The 14,717-nt window shown below is 72.9% G+C and carries 12 protein-coding genes; 5 read left to right on the top strand and 7 right to left on the bottom strand.

The features are described 5' to 3' along the window. Window positions 1-295: 295 nt before the first annotated feature. From ACQEVZ_RS17585 to ACQEVZ_RS17570, 4 genes are all read right to left on the bottom strand, one after another. A complete protein-coding gene (locus ACQEVZ_RS17585; protein WP_433367673.1) occupies window positions 296-1,390 on the bottom strand; it encodes a peptidoglycan DD-metalloendopeptidase family protein in 1,095 nt (364 codons plus the stop codon). Between the two features lie 123 nt (window positions 1,391-1,513). Beyond that, the gene (locus tag ACQEVZ_RS17580; protein WP_433367670.1) at window positions 1,514-3,583 is read right to left on the bottom strand and encodes a 3-hydroxyacyl-CoA dehydrogenase NAD-binding domain-containing protein; all 2,070 of its coding nucleotides are present in this window, start codon (window positions 3,581-3,583) and stop codon (window positions 1,514-1,516) included. Then, on the bottom strand, window positions 3,580-4,773 hold the full coding sequence (locus ACQEVZ_RS17575; protein ID WP_354888437.1) for a thiolase family protein: 1,194 nt from the start codon (window positions 4,771-4,773) through the stop codon (window positions 3,580-3,582). Before ACQEVZ_RS17575 ends, ACQEVZ_RS17580 begins: the two co-directional genes overlap by 4 nt. A 101-nt stretch (window positions 4,774-4,874) precedes the next feature. After that, window positions 4,875-6,149, bottom strand: coding sequence for an HRDC domain-containing protein (locus ACQEVZ_RS17570; RefSeq protein WP_433367666.1), 1,275 nt, complete (start codon window positions 6,147-6,149; stop codon window positions 4,875-4,877). 472 nt (window positions 6,150-6,621) lie between these two features. Here ACQEVZ_RS17570 and ACQEVZ_RS17565 point away from each other — a divergent pair, with 472 nt between their 5' ends. Both ACQEVZ_RS17565 and ACQEVZ_RS17560 read left to right on the top strand, forming a co-directional pair. Beyond that, window positions 6,622-7,563, top strand: a complete 942-nt coding sequence (locus tag ACQEVZ_RS17565) for a S1C family serine protease (RefSeq protein ID WP_344503158.1) — start codon at window positions 6,622-6,624, stop codon at window positions 7,561-7,563. A 93-nt stretch (window positions 7,564-7,656) separates the two neighbouring features. After that, window positions 7,657-8,475, top strand: coding sequence for a hypothetical protein (locus tag ACQEVZ_RS17560; RefSeq protein ID WP_354888429.1), 819 nt, complete (start codon window positions 7,657-7,659; stop codon window positions 8,473-8,475). 42 nt (window positions 8,476-8,517) lie between these two features. Here the strand turns inward: ACQEVZ_RS17560 and ACQEVZ_RS17555 are convergent, their stop codons facing one another. Beyond that, window positions 8,518-9,066 (bottom strand): DUF3000 domain-containing protein, encoded by a 549-nt coding sequence (locus ACQEVZ_RS17555; protein ID WP_344503155.1) that lies wholly within the window; start codon window positions 9,064-9,066, stop codon window positions 8,518-8,520. Window positions 9,067-9,147: 81 nt separating this feature from the next. On the opposite strand from ACQEVZ_RS17555, the gene hemE reads away from it, so the two are divergent. Next, window positions 9,148-10,155, top strand: a complete 1,008-nt coding sequence (gene hemE, locus ACQEVZ_RS17550) for a uroporphyrinogen decarboxylase (RefSeq protein WP_354888426.1) — start codon at window positions 9,148-9,150, stop codon at window positions 10,153-10,155. Window positions 10,156-10,175: 20 nt separating this feature from the next. On the opposite strand, the gene ACQEVZ_RS17545 is transcribed toward hemE, so the two are convergent. Together ACQEVZ_RS17545 and ACQEVZ_RS17540 are read right to left on the bottom strand one after the other, a co-directional pair. Next, on the bottom strand, window positions 10,176-11,327 hold the full coding sequence (locus ACQEVZ_RS17545; RefSeq protein ID WP_354888423.1) for a HEAT repeat domain-containing protein: 1,152 nt from the start codon (window positions 11,325-11,327) through the stop codon (window positions 10,176-10,178). 126 nt (window positions 11,328-11,453) lie between these two features. After that, window positions 11,454-12,209 (bottom strand): SDR family NAD(P)-dependent oxidoreductase, encoded by a 756-nt coding sequence (locus ACQEVZ_RS17540; RefSeq protein ID WP_354888420.1) that lies wholly within the window; start codon window positions 12,207-12,209, stop codon window positions 11,454-11,456. Window positions 12,210-12,267: 58 nt separating this feature from the next. On the opposite strand from ACQEVZ_RS17540, the gene hemG reads away from it, so the two are divergent. Further along, entirely contained in the window at window positions 12,268-13,641 is a 1,374-nt protein-coding gene (hemG, locus tag ACQEVZ_RS17535; protein ID WP_433367659.1) for a protoporphyrinogen oxidase, read from the top strand. Between the two features lie 4 nt (window positions 13,642-13,645). Next, window positions 13,646-14,344, top strand: coding sequence for a hydrogen peroxide-dependent heme synthase (gene hemQ / locus ACQEVZ_RS17530; RefSeq protein ID WP_433367656.1), 699 nt, complete (start codon window positions 13,646-13,648; stop codon window positions 14,342-14,344). Window positions 14,345-14,717 lie beyond the last annotated feature (373 nt).

Below are 14,717 nucleotides of genomic sequence, written 5' to 3'. Positions count from 1 at the left end.
CGAGGCGCGAGGCAGGCCAAGCGGCGCATGCGCGCCGCATCCGGTGCGCACTCCCGCGCCCCTGTCCGGGTCGCCGATCTTCGCTTGCTCCGCGGTGATCGAATTGCAGTTCTGGTCGTCATGACAGCCAGATTCGTCATTCGATCAACGTGCAGATGGGCCCGCGCACGGAACGCGGCCCGTACAGGCGTTGGTCAATGCCCGGATGTGCGGCTTTCGTCCAATGGGAGTTGCGCGATTCGCCCCACTTCAGGGGGACCGGCCGCTGGATGCGGCGCGGTGGGGAGTTGCAGCGTCAGCCGATGGGGGCGCCGTGGGTGCGCATGAAGGGGAGGGGGTCGATGGCGTTCTGGGGGCCGGTGGGCGGGGCGTTGATGTGGACCTCGAAGTGCAGGTGCGGGGCGGAGGAGTTGCCGGAGCTGCCGACGTAGCCGATGACCTGGCCGGCCTTGACCTGCTCGCCGGGCTGGACCAGGGCCTTGCGGACCATGTGGCAGTACAGGGTGGCGATGCCGCCGGGGTGCTGGATCTTCACGTACCAGCCGCAGCCGCCGACCGAGGCGCTGCCCGTCTGGTCGCAGCTGTGGCCGGCCTCGATGTTGCAGACGACCTCGGCGACGGTGCCGGCGGAGGCGGCGTGGATCGGGGTGCCGGTGAAGGACATGATGTCGACGCCGATGTGGCTGGGGTTGTTGGCGGTACGGAAGCCGGGGCGGGCCCGGAAGCCGGGCAGCGGGTTGGTCCACGCGCCGAAAGCCGGTGCGGCGGGGGCGGCGACGGGCTGGTTGGCCGCGGTGCACGGGGGCGGGGTCGCGGTGCGGCGCACGTAGGCGTCGGAGACGAACGTGCCTTCCGGCAGGCGGTTCCACATGGGGGTGACGCGCTGCGTGCCCACGATGTTCTCGCCGCGCTGCTGGCAGACGAGCGTCAGCGGGGTGCCGTCGGCCAGGGCGGCGATGAGCGGGGCGCCGTGCGCCGGGCCGGTGCGGGCCTTCAGCGGGATGGAGCCGGAGGCGACGGTGCCGGTGGTCGTGTTCGCGGCGGCCGGCACCGCGGCGGGGGCGACGGGGGCGACCGGGCCGCAGGCGGGGATGGCACCGCCGCGGCGGATCCACGCGTCGGAGACGTAGGAGCCGTCGGTGAGCCGGTCCCACAGGTCCGTGACCCGGACGCTGCCCTGGTTGATGAGCTGGCCCTTGACCTGGCAGTCGATGGCGACGGAACTGCCGTGCGGCAGGGTCCGTAGCGGTGCCGTCCACACGGCGCTGCCGGCCCGGACGTTCAGCGGGCGTTTCGGGGAGACCACGGTCGCCGTCGAGGCGGCCTGCGCATCGACCGGATACGCCAGCGTCAGCAGGAACAGCGCGGCGACGGACATGATTTTGCGCATGGTGCACCCCCGGGGACGAGTGAGCCGTGCAGCCGGGGGGACTGCGAGCGAACCCCGCCAACGCTAGGCGTCGACGGGGTCCAAATCCGATATTTACCGAAACATCTGCTCGATAGGGTGAACTTACGGCGCGTTGGCCACGCCCGGTGGGAGGAAGCGGGCGCCGGTCACCTTCTCGGAGATGCCTTCGCGGTCGAGGTACGGCGTGACCCCGCCGAGGTGCAGCGGCCAGCCTGCGCCGAGGATCATGCACAGGTCGATGTCGCGCGGGTCGGCGACGACCCCCTCGTCCAGCATCAGCCGGATCTCGCGGGCCAGGGCCGCCGTCGCCTCGTCGCGCAGCTCCTCGGCCGTCAACGGTGAGGAGCCGACCTCCAGCAGCGCGAGCACCTCCGGGTCGGGGTTGCCCTCGGCGTCGGTGAAGCCGCGCTTGCCGGCCGCGACGACCCGGCCCAGGTTGGCCGACACGCCGAACCGGTCCGGGAACGCCGCGTGCAGCGTCCCCGCCACGTGGTGCGCGACGGCCGGGCCGACCATGCCGAGCAGCGCCATCGGCCGCATCGGCAGGCCGAGCGGGTCGAGGGCGGAGTCGGCCACCTCGATCGGGGTGCCGTTGTCGACGGCGGCGGTGACGACCCCCAGGAAGCGGGTCAGCAGCCGGTTGACCACGAACGCCGGCCGGTCCGCCACGAGCACCGAGGACTTCTTCAGCGCCTTGCCGACGGCGAACGCGGTCGCGAGCGTCGCGTCGTCGGTCTGCTCGGCGCGGACGATCTCCAGCAGCGGCATCATCGCGACCGGGTTGAAGAAGTGCAGCCCGACGACCCGCTCGGGGTGGGCGAGCCCGGCGGCCTGCTCGCTGACGGACAGCGAGGAGGTGTTGGTCGCCAGGACGCAGTCGTCGCGGACGATCTTCTCGACCTCGGCCCAGACCTGCTTCTTGACGCCGAGGTCCTCGAAGACGGCCTCGAGCACCAGGTCGGCGTCGGCGAAGGCGGCCTTGTCGGCAGAGCCGCTGACGAGGCCCCGGTACTTGGCGGCCTTGCCCGGGTCGAGGCGCTTCTTCGACACGAGCTTGTCGATCTCGGCGAGCACGTAGCCGACACCCTTGTCGACGCGGGCCTGGTCGAGGTCGGTGAGCACGACCGGGACCTCGAGCCGGCGCACGAAGAGCAGCGCCAGCTGCGAGGCCATCAGGCCGGCGCCGACGATGCCGACCTTGTTGACGTCGCGGGCGAGGCCCTTGTCGGGCGCGCCGGCGGGCCGCTTCGCGCGGCGCTGCACGAGGTCGAACCCGTAGAGGCCGGCCCGGGACTGGTCGCCCATGAGGAGGTCGGCGAGCGCCTCGTCCTCGGCCGCCGTGCCCTCCTCAAACGTTGCACTGCGAGCCAGCGCCAGCAGTTCGAGGGCCTTGTTGGCGGAGTTGACGGCGCCGTGCAGCCGCTCGTCGAGCTGGTGCTTGGCGAAGAACAGCACGCCGTCCCACATGTCCCGGTCGATCTCCGGGCGCGTGACGGTGACCGTGCCGTCGACGACACCCTCCGCCCAGGCGAGGGACCGCTCCAGGTAGTCGGCCGGCTCGAAGATCTCGTCGGCGATGCCGAGCTCGCGGGCCTGAGCCGGCTTGAGGGTCTTCTGGGTGAGCGGGTTCTGGATGATGACCTGCGCGGCCGGGGCGATGCCGATGAGGTTCGGCAGCAGCTGGGTGCCGCCCCAGCCGGGCACGAGACCGATCGCGACCTCGGGCAGGGCGAGCGCCGCGGCGCCGGCGGAGACCGTCCGGTAGTGGCAGTGCAGCGCCACCTCCAGGCCGCCGCCCATCGCCGCGCCGTTGATGAAGGCGAACGTCGGTACCGTGGAATCCTTGAGCTTGCGGAACACCTTGTGGCCGTAGCGGCCGAGCTCCAGGGCCTGCTCGCGCTCGGTGAGCAGCGGCATGGCGGTGATGTCGGCGCCGACGCAGAAGATGTACGGCTTGCCGGTGACCGCGATGAACTTCGGCGCGGCCGCGACGGCCTCGTCGATCGCCGCCTCCAGGCTGGCCAGCCCGCCCGGGCCGAACGAGTTGGGCTTGGTGTGGTCGAAGCCGTTGTCGAGCGTGATGACCGCGGCGCGGTCCCGCGAGGGCAGCGTCACGAAGCGCAGCAGCGCCTTGGTCACGACCTCGTTCGGGTTGCTGATGGTCGTGCTCACTTGCCGCCCTCCCAGTTCGGGTTCTCCCAGATCACGGACGCGCCCATGCCGATGCCGACACACATGGCGGTGAGGCCGTAGCGGACCTCGGGGTGCTCGGCGAACTGCCGCGACAGCTGCGTCATGAGCCGCACGCCGGAGGACGCCAGCGGGTGCCCGACGGCGATCGCGCCGCCCCACGGGTTGACCCGCGGGTCGTCGTCGGCGATGCCGAAGTGGTCGAGGAACGCCAGGACCTGCACGGCGAAGGCCTCGTTGAGCTCGAACAGGCCGATGTCGTCGATGCTCAGGCCGGCCTGGCGCAGCGCCTTCTCGGTCGCCGGGACCGGGCCGAAGCCCATGACCTCGGGCTCGACGCCGACGAAGCCGTAGGAGACGAGGCGCATGCCGACCGGCAGGCCCAGCTCGCGGGCGACGTCCTCGGCAGCGATGATGGCGGCGGTGGCGCCGTCGTTGAGGCCCGCGGCGTTGCCGGCGGTGACCTTGCCGTGCGGGCGGAACGGGGTCTTGAGCGTGCCGAGCTTCTCGAGGCTGGTGTCGCGGGGCGCCTCGTCGACCGTGGCCAGGCCCCAGCCGGCCTCCGGGTCGCGGGTGGCGACGCTGACCAGGTCGGGCTGCAGCTTGCCGGCCTTGTAGGCGGCGGCGGTCTTGACCTGCGACGCGTAGCCGAACTTGTCGGCGCGCTCCTTGGTGATGCCGGGGAGCCGGTCGTGCAGGTTCTCCGCGGTGGCGCCCATGACGAGCGCCGAGGGGTCGACGAGCTTCTCGGCGATGATGCGCGGGTTGGGGTCGACGCCCTCGCCCATCGGGTGGCGGCCCATGTGCTCGACGCCGCCGGCGATCGCGACGTCGTAGGCGCCGAACGCGATGCCGCCGGCGACGGTGGTCACCGCCGTCAGGGCGCCGGCGCACATGCGGTCGATCGAGTAGCCGGGGACGGTCTTGGGCAGGCCCGACAGCAGGGCGGCGGTGCGGCCGATGGTCAGGCCCTGGTCGCCGATCTGCGTCGTGGCCGCGATCGCGACCTCGTCGACCCGCTCCGGCGGCAGCTGCGGGTTGCGGCGCAGCAGCTCCCGGATACAGCGGATGACGAGGTCGTCGGCGCGGGTGTTGGCATACATCCCACCGGCCTTGCCGAACGGGGTGCGCACGCCGTCGACGAAGACGACGTCGCGGACGGGACGGGGCACGGGTGTCCTCCTAGCGACGAATTACCGGCAATGTTACTCGCCAGTAAGTCCGCTGCGCCTGTGGATCCGCCCACACCCCGCCGCCCTGCTCGGAAGGCGCCCTACTCGGAAGGCGCCTCCAGCGCCGCGGTGAGGCCGGGCGTCACCAGCGCGACCTGCCACGGGCGCGCGCCGTAGCCGGACAGCACCGCGCCGACCGCCTCCTCGGTGAGCTCCTCCGGAGGGGACCAGGCGAGCCGCCGTACCGAATCCGGGGTGATCAGGTTCTCCGGCGGCACCCGGTTGGCGGTGGCGAGGCTGGTCACCAGCTCGCGGCAGCGCGCCAGCCGGCCCGCCGCGACCGGGTCCCGCTCGGCCCACCGGTGCGGCGGTGGGGGGCCGTCCGAGGGCGGGGTGGTGGGCAGCTCCCGGTCGGTCAGCGTCCTGGCGTCCGACAGCGCGGCCAGCCACGTCGGCGCGAGCCGGCGCACCGACCGCCCGCCGAACCCGGACAGGGCCAGCAGCGTCCGCTCGTCCTTCGGGTCGGCCTCGGCCGCCGCGATGATGGCCGCGTCGGCGAGGACCCGGCCGGGGCTCGCGTCGCGCCGGGCGGCGATCTCGTCGCGGGCGTGCCACAGCGCGCGGACCCGGGCGAGCGCGCGGGCGCCCCGGACCCGGTGGATGCCCGACGTGCGGCGCCACGGGTCGGCCCGCACCCGCGGCGGGTCGCCGGCGGAGGCGACCAGCGCGGCGAACTCCTGCGCCGCCCACTCCGTCTTGCCCTGCTCGTGCAGCTCCTCGGCGAGCGTGTCGCGCAGCTGCAGCAGCAGCTCGACGTCCAGCGCCGCGTATGTCAGCCAGGATGTCGGCAGCGGCCTCGTCGACCAGTCGGCCGCCGAGTGGTGCTTCTCCAGGGTGTACCCCAGCAGCGACTCCGTCAGGGCGGCCAGGCCGACCCGTTCGAAGCCGCACAGCCGCGCCGCGAGCTCCGTGTCGAAGAGCCGGGTGGGGCGTAGCCCGAGCTCCGTCAGGCACGGCAGATCCTGACTGGCGGCGTGCAGGATCCACTCGGTGGGCGAGATCACCTCGTCGAGCTCTGGCAGCTGTCCGAAGGGCAGGGGGTCGATCAGGACGGTGCCGGCACCGGCACGGCGCAGTTGCACGAGATAGGCCCGGTGCGTGTACCGGTAGCCGGAGGCGCGCTCGGCGTCCACGGCCACCGGGCCGCTGCCCTGAGCGAACCGCTCAACGGCACGCGCGAGCTCGGCCCGGTCGGTGATCGGCTCGGGCGTCCCGTCTCGGGGGGCGGTCAGCAGGACGGGCTCGGTCTTGTCGTCCGGTTTGTCCGGACTGTCTGGCTCCTCGTCCCGACGCCGCGCGGGGGGTTCGTCGGTCACCCGGACCACGGTACGTTGCGGCACCGGAACGCCGATGCAGCCGGGTCCGGCGCGTCGGTTTCCGTCCGCCCGCGGACCGCTCCGGCGACCGGTTCACGGATCGTTCCGGCGGCCGGTTCACGGGCCGTTCCGGTGGCCCGCGACACGTCATTTCGGGACGGACAAAGCCCGCCCGTGCCGGTACGGTCGCGAGCGCGGGCGGAAGTGGTACTTCCGGTTCTGTCCGTTGGTTGCCTCGGAGGTCGCGGGGCTTGTGTGAGCGGTTTAGGGTGGGGCCGACTGCGAGGCCGCACATCGACCGGGTCGCAGGACAAACGGGTGGAAAAGTGACAGGAAGGAAACGAGAAGCATGACGGCCGGGTATGACCCTTCCAACCCGGTGGCTTCCGGAACCTCCGATTCGTACGATCGTCCGCGGCACACGGACCGATTCGGCGAAGATTCGGAGCGGCTCGGTCCACTTCCTCCACGTATGACCCAGACCGGAGCGTTCCCGGCCGCCGGCGTGTCGCCCGCGGACGGGCCGGCCACCGGTGGCTTCCCGGCCCAGCCGACCAGCGCCTGGCCGGTCTCGGCACCCGCCGGGCCGGCGCCGCACAGTGGGCCGCCGCACCTCGTACAACACCCGCAGCAGCCGGCCGCGGGCCGTGGCCGCAGCGGAGTCCTCGCCCTGGTCATCGCCGTGGTCCTGCTCGTGGTCGTCGGCGTGCAGGCGGCGTTCATCATTCGTCTCGAGTCCCGCCTGGACAAGGCCGAGAAGGCTGCCACCGCCGCGAAGACCACGGACGAGACCCGCCTCAAGGCGCTCGAGGACCGCGCCGACAAGCTCGAGGCGAAGACCGGCGGCAACCTCGACGCCGCCGCGGTCGCCGAGAGCGTCCGCCCGAGCGTGTTCCGCGTCACCACCAAGTACGCGACCGGCACGTCGTTCGCGCTCGGCAAGGCCCCCTCGGGCGGCGGCACGAACCTCATCACGAACTACCACGTCGTGCAGGAGGCGTACGAGAAGGGCGAGCGCGACGTCAGCATCGAGCGGACCAACCAGCGCTTCCCGGCGAAGATCATCGAGGCGCACCCCGACAAGGACCTGGCGCTGCTGCACACCGACGAGGAGTTCGCCCGGCTCGTCCCGGCCGCGCAGGTGCCGAAGGTCGGCGAGCCCGTGCTCGTCGTCGGCGCGCCGCTCGGCCTGGAGGACACCGTCACCACCGGCGTCGTCAGCGCGTTCCGCTCGATGAGCGGTGAGGACCTCATGCAGTTCGACGCGGCGATCAACCCCGGCAACTCCGGCGGCCCCGTGTTCAACGCCAAGAAGGAAGTGGTCGGCGTCGCGACGCTGAAGGCGCGCGAGGCCGAAGGCATCGGCCTGGCCATCCCGATCTCGGTGGTCTGCCAAACGATCAGCATCTGCTGACAGCTGCACCACGCCGCCGCGTCCCGGTCGCGACGGCAGCTACACCCCTGGCCGGGGCGCTTGCCCGGAAGGATTCTCAGGAGGAAAACGACCATGACATACCCCGGCAACCCCCAGGGGAACCCGAACGAGGGCTACGCCTACCCCGACCCGAACGCGCCGCAGGGGGCCTACCCGCCGCCGGCCGCGCCGCAGAACCCGTACGGAGCCCCGGTGCCGCCGCAGCCCGCCCCGACCCACGACCAGGGTTACGGCCAGCCGCAGTTCAACCCGTACGACCAGGGCACGCAGCAGATGCCGGCCTACGGCGAGCCGCAGCCGGCCGCCTACAACCTCGAGCCGTCGGTCTCCGCGCCGCCGACCTCGCCGATGATGGCGAACCCGCCGATGTCGGCCCCGCCGATGTCCGGCCCGCCGATGTCGGCGCCGCCCACCGCGTACGGCCCCGTCTCCGGCCCGCCCGGGTACGCCCAGGGCGGCTACCAGACCCCCGGCCCGGCCCCGAAGAAGAGCGTGGCGGTGCCGATCCTCGCCAGCCTGCTCGCCCTCGCGGTCATCGCCGCCGGCGTGTTCGTCGGGCTGTACTTCGACAAGAGCGGCAAGCTCGACAAGTCGGAGAAGCTCGCGTCGCAGCGCCAGGACACCATCACCTCGACGCAGGGCGAGCTGGACAAGACCAAGGGCGACCTGAAGTCGAAGGCCGACGAGCTCGCCAAGGCGCAGCAGGAGCTGCGCGGCGTCACGGCCGACAGCACCGAGGCGAAGCGTCAGCGCGACGTCATCGGCAAGTGCCTGTCGCTGCTGATCGAGGCGCTGGACGCGTCCAACAAGGGCGACAAGACGACGCTGCAGAACAAGATCACCGAGATGAAGAAGCCGTGCGACGAGGCCGACACGCTGCTCGGACTCTGATCCCTGTCATGTGAAAGGGCGCGCCCCCTGGGCGCGCCCTTTTCATCGCAGTGCTGTCACGCCCGGCGGGGGCAGGCCGGCCGTCGAGGCGAGCAGCGCGCACCAGGCGCTCACGTGGGACTGCAGGTCGCCGTCGGTCGGCGTCCATGACGCCCGGATCTCCAGGTCGGCCGCGGTCGGCGGGCCGGCGAGGTCGCCGAAGCGGGTCGACAGCGTCTGCGTGACCGTCCCGCCGATCGCCGTGTAGGACGCGCCGTGGCTCTCCAGGGCGTCGGTCAGCCAGCTCCAGCCGACCTGCGGCAGCAGCGGGTCCGCGGCGAGCTCCGCCTCCATCTCGGCCGTCACGTACGTGACGAGCCGCATCGTGCCGTCCCACGCGTCGTGGCCGGCCGGGTCGTGCAGCAGGATCAGCCGCCCGGTCGCGACCTCGTCACCGTCGCGCAGCACGGTGCCGCTCATCGCGTGGGCGAACGGCGCGAGCCGCTGCGGCGCCGGCATCTCCTCGAGCTCGATCTCGGGCCGCGCCGTGAACGCGCGCAGCTCCTCCACCGCCCGGGTGAACGTTGGGGGAGTCGCGGTCGATGGCGCCATACCGGAAGAGTAAGGCCGCGGAGCCGCTCGGGGGGTGCCGCCGCGCCGCCGAAGTGCACGCAGTGAAACGATGACCTCGCTATGACTGACAATTTGCTGAGACTCGCCGCCCGCGGGCAGGCGGTGCCGCACCCGCCCGTCTGGTTCATGCGCCAGGCCGGCCGATCCCTGCCTGAATACCGCGCGGTGCGCGCCGGCATCGGCATGCTCGAGTCGTGCCGCCGCCCAGACCTGGTCTGCGAGATCACCCTCCAGCCGGTCCGCCGCCACAACGTCGACGCCGCGATCCTCTTCAGCGACATCGTCGTGCCGCTCCAGGCCGCCGGCGTCGACCTGGACATCGTCGCCGGCACCGGCCCCGTCGTCGCCTCACCCGTCGCCACGATGGCCGACGTCGACTCGCTGCCCGCGCTGGACCCTCAGGCGGTCGGGTTCGTCGCCGAGTCGATCCGGCTGCTGCTCGCCGAGCTGGGCGACACCGCGCTGATCGGTTTCGCCGGGGCGCCGTTCACGCTCGCCAGCTACCTTGTGGAGGGCGGGCCGTCACGACACCACGTGAAGACGAAGGCCCTCATGTACGGGGCGCCCGACGTCTGGCACGCCCTGTGCGCGCGGCTCGCCGACATCACCCTCACGTTCCTCCAGGTGCAGGCCGAGGCGGGCGTGCACGCGGTGCAGCTCTTCGACTCGTGGGCCGGGGCGCTGTCGGAGGCCGACTACCGGCGCTTCGTCCTGCCGCACTCCCGTCGCGTCCTTGACGGGATCGCCGGCATCCCGAAGATCCATTTCGGCGTCGGTACCGGTGAGCTCCTGCCCGCCATGGCGGAGGCCGGCGCCGACGTGGTCGGGGTGGACTGGCGCACGCCGCTGGACGTGGCCGCGGGCCGGGTGCCGGGCAAGGCCCTGCAGGGCAACCTCGACCCGTGCGTGCTGTTCGCGCCGTGGGAGGTCGTGGAGGCCGAGGTGCGCCGGGTGGTCGCCGAGGGCCGCAAGGCGCCGGGACACATCTTCAACCTCGGGCACGGCGTCATGCCCGAGACCGACCCGGACGTGCTGACCAGGGTCGTCTCACTCGTGCATTCCCTCTAGTACGTCCTAGCTGGTACGTCCTAGTACGTCGGGCTCCAGCGCCACCAGCCGTGGTCGCCGGCGAGCTGGGCCAGTCGCGAGCCGAGCATCAGCGACGTGGCGCGGGCCTCGCCGGCGAGCCGGGCGTGCACCTGCTCGGCGATCTCCGGCGCCCGGTACTCGGCGTGCTCCAGCAGCTGGAGCGTCACCGACCACCAGTAGCGGTCCTCGTCGCTGGCGTGCGGGGCGCCGCAGGTGAACCACTCGGCCAGCCCGTCGAGCAGGTCGTCGCCGACGCCGTCGGGGTCCGTCAGCCGCAGCGCCGCGCACACCCGCGCCACCACGTCGTCGTCCCAGCCCGACAGGTGCCCGCGGACCAGCGTGTGCAGCGACGGGTGCCCGAGCGCGCCGGCGGCGTCGATCTCCAGCGAGAACACGTTGTCGCGGGCGAGCCGCTCCTGCAGCACCGGCAGGATCCGCTCGTCGCGGCGCCGGGCCAGGCCCAGCAGCGCCTCGCACCTGGTGTCGTCGTGCGGGTCGTCGAGCCGCACGACCAGCGCGTCGCGCAGCACCGGGGCGTCGACCTCCGACAGCTGGGTGCCGAGCGCGAAACACGCCCAGTCGCGCACGTCGTCGTCCGGGTCGTTGCTCAGCACGAGCAGCGCCCGCACGGTGTCGTCGGGCGGTGCCTCACCCAGGACGCTCGGCAACGCCTGCGCGACCGCCCGCCGCACCCGTGCGTCCGCGTGGTGGATCAGCGGCAGCAGCAGGGGCAGCGCCTCGTCGTCGTAGCACCAGGCGACCGCGTCGGCGAGCTCGGCCGGCGTCGTCGTCGTGTCCGCCAGCAGCGCCGAGATCGTCCTCGCGGTCGGCTCCACGTCGTCGACCGGCACCGCCCGCGCGGCGGCCGCCGCTGCCGCCGCCGCGGCGGCCACGGCCGGGTCGGCCGGGTCGGTGGGGTCGGCCAGGTGGTCGGCCAGGTCGGCGATGACGTCGGCGAGCGGGTCCGAGCCGCCGTTGCCCGATTCGAGCTGGCCGGTGCCGATCTGCCACGGGTCGGTGGTCCAGGGCTCGGCGGTCCACGGTTCGGCGGACCACGGTTCGGCGGACCAGGGCGTGTGGCCACCGCCGGGGGCCGGCGCGCGGTCGCTCGGCTCGTCCGGGGACGGTCGGGAGGACGCGAGGTCGCTCATCCGAGAGAGTGTGCTCGCCTCCGGCGAGATCTTCCAGAGGGGTTCGTCCCACAGATGGACATCTCGCTGGTCAGAATCGCCCGACCCGACGACATATCGACGCACTTCGGGTGTACGTCCCAGGGCTCACCGTCCCCGGCTGTCCAGTCGCAGCGACTGCCACGAGCCGTCCACCGCCCACCCGCCGTCGACGGAGAGCGCGGCGCCGTTGACGAACCCGGACCGCTCCGGGTCCGCGAGGAACGCCACCGCCTTGGCGATGTCCCCGGGCTGCGCGAACCGTGCCATCGGCACGTGCTCGGTGATGTCGGTGTCCGCGTACGCCCCCGACGCCTGCGACTCGTCGTCCATCTCCGTCTTCACCCAGCCGGGGCAGACGGCGTTGACCCGGACGCCACGCCCGCCCCATTCCACCGCGAGCGTGCGCGTCATGCCGATCAGGCCGTGTTTGCTCGAGTTGTACGCCACCCGATCGGCCACACCCATCAGCCCGGCGACCGAGGCCACGTTGACGATCGACCCCGAGCCGCGCACGAGCATCCGCCGCCCGAACGCCTTGCACAGCAGGAACGGGCCGGTCAGGTTCACGTCCAGGACCCGCCGCCACTGCGCCGCGTCGGTCTCCTCGGCCGGCGCGATCGACGCGATGCCGGCGTTGTTCACGAGGACGTCGCAGCCCCCGTACACCGACTCGACCTCGGTCACGAACCGCGCCACGGTCGCCTCGTCCGACACGTCCCCTTCGAACATCAGTCCGTCGAGGTCCGCCGCCCTCGTGTCGATGACCGCCAGCTGGTACCCCTCCTCGGCCAGCAACTCAGCGGTCTTCCGCCCGATGCCCTGCGCCGCACCCGTGACGACTGCCACTCGCGTTTCTGTCATACGCCGACCATAGACTCGGGGACATGAGCGGGGCGGCACCTGATCGGGGGGCGAGGGCGTGACCGAGGGAGCGCGGCGGCGGGTCGTGGTGATCGGCGGCGGCATCGCCGGCCTGGCCGCGGCGCACCGGCTGCGCGAGCGGGCCCCGCACCTCGACGTGATCCTGGTCGACCAGAGCGACCGGCCGGGTGGCAAGCTGCGCACCGTCGATCTGGCCGGCGGCCCGGTCGAGCGCGGCGCCGAGTCGTTCCTGTCCGGCGACCCGGCCGGCGGCCCGAGCGCCGCCGTCCGCCTGGCCGAGCAGGTCGGCCTCGGCGACGCCATCGTGCACCCCGCCACCTCCAAGGCCGCGGTCGCCGCCGGCGGCACCCTCCACGACCTGCCGCCCGGCACCCTGATGGGCATCCCCGTCGACACCGACCCACCCGAGCGCCCCGCCGCCGCGCCCCTCCTGCGACCAGGCGAGGACGTCACCGTCGGCGCCCTGGTCCGCCCCCGCCGCGGCGACCTCGTCGTCGACAGGTTCGTCGAGCCCCTCCTCGGCGGCGTCTATGCCGGCCGCGCCGACCACCTGTCCCTGCGGATGGCGCTGCCCGCCCTGGCCGACGCCGCGGAGCGCTCCGACACCCTCACCGGGGCGGTCAGGGCCGCCCTGGCCGCCCGGCGGAGCACGCCCGGCGCGCCGGCGTTCAGCGCGATCCGCGGCGGCATGAGCCGGCTGGTCGACGCGGTCGCCGCCACCCTGCCCGACGTCCGGCTCGGCCTTCCCGTGCGGGACCTGCGCCGGGACGGCTCCCGGTGGCGGCTCACCATCGGCTCGACCCACTCGCCGTCCACGCTGGCGGCCGACGCCGTCGTCCTCGCCGTGCCCGCCACCCCAGCGGCGCGCCTGCTGTCCACCGCCGGCCTGCGTGGCGTGCCGCTGGACTATGCCAGCGTCGGGCTCGTCGCGCTGGCGCTGCCGGCCACGAAGCTGCCCGAGCTGTCGGGGCTGCTGGTGCCGGCGACGGAGGGGTTCGCGGTCAAGGCGGTGACGTTCTTCGACCAGAAATGGTCGCACCTGCGGCGGTCCGGGCTCACCATCGTCCGCGCCTCCGTCGGCCGGGCCGGCGACGAGGCGCAGCTCCAGCGCTCCGACGCCGATCTGCTCGACCTGGTCCGTGCCGAGGTGGCCCGGCTGATCGGCGCCGACCGGCTGCCCGACCCCGTGGACGCGGCGGTGTTCCGGTGGGGAGGGGCGCTTCCGCAGTACGCGCCGCATCATCGCGACCGGGTCGGGCAGCTGCGGGCGGAGCTGACGGCCCACAGCACCGCGCCCGGACATCCGCCGCTCACGGTCGCCGGCGCCGCCTATGACGGTGTCGGGATCCCGGCCTGCGTCACGTCGGGGCGGACTGCTGCCGACGCCCTGCTCGAGGCACTGGAAGGATAGGGACATGACCACCAACGCCACGCGCATCCGCGAGCTGAATGACTCGATCCGCTACACGATGTGGTCGGTGTTCCAGGCGAAGACCCCGCTCGACCCGTCGGCCCGCGCCGAGGTCGCCGCGGAGGCGGCCGGGTTCCTCGCCGACCTGGCCGCGAAGGACGTCGTGGTCCGCGGCACCTATGACGTGGCGGGGCTGCGGGCCGACGCCGACCTCATGATCTGGTGGCACGCCCCGAGCGCCGAGGCGCTGCAGGAGGCGTATGCCGCGCTGCGCCGCACGGCCCTCGGCGCCCACCTCGCGCCCGTCTGGTCGCAGATGGCGCTGCACCGGCCCGCGGAGTTCAACAAGAGCCACATCCCGGCGTTCCTCGCCGACGAGGAGGCCCGGGCCTGGGTCTGCGTGTATCCGTTCGTCCGGTCGTATGAGTGGTATCTCCTGCCCGACGAGGAGCGCCGCGCCATGCTCGCCGAGCACGGCAAGATGGCCCGCGGGTATGCCGACGTCCGCGCCAACACGGTGGCCAGCTTCGCGCTCGGCGACTACGAGTGGATGCTCGCCTTCGAGGCGGACGACCTGCACCGGATCGTCGACCTGATGCGGGAGCTGCGCGCCTCGACCGCCCGGCGACACGTCCGCGAGGAAGTCCCCTTCTACACCGGCCGCCGCCGGGACATCGCCGACCTGGTCGCCAACCTGCCGTAACCCACCCGGGGGGACGGCCGCCGCGCGACCCGGAAGCCCTGTGCCCGCCCGGGCCGCGGCGCGCCGCCGCGTGCGCGCCGCCGAGCGATGACCGCGCGACTCAGAGGACCTTGCGCTAGCGCGTCTGCGGTCCGCGGCTGGGGTGCGGCGTGGGGTGGTGGTCGCGTGATCCGGAAGACCCTGTGCTCTTGCGTCCGCGGTGCGCCGCCGGGTGCACAATGTCAGCAGTGGTCGCGTGATCCGGAAGACCCTGTGCTCTTTGTGTCCGCGGTGCGCCGTCGGGTGCGCAATGTCGGCGGTGGTCGCGTGATCCGGAAGACCCTGTGCTCTTTGTGTCCGCGGTGCGCCGTCGGGTGCGCAATGTCGGCGGTGG

It is taken from the genome of Dactylosporangium sp. CA-152071 (genome assembly GCF_050936335.1).
Taxonomy (GTDB): Bacteria; Actinomycetota; Actinomycetes; order Mycobacteriales; family Micromonosporaceae; genus Dactylosporangium; species Dactylosporangium maewongense.
Note: the sequence above shows the minus strand (reverse complement) of the source record. Positions and strands in the feature narration are given on the sequence as shown.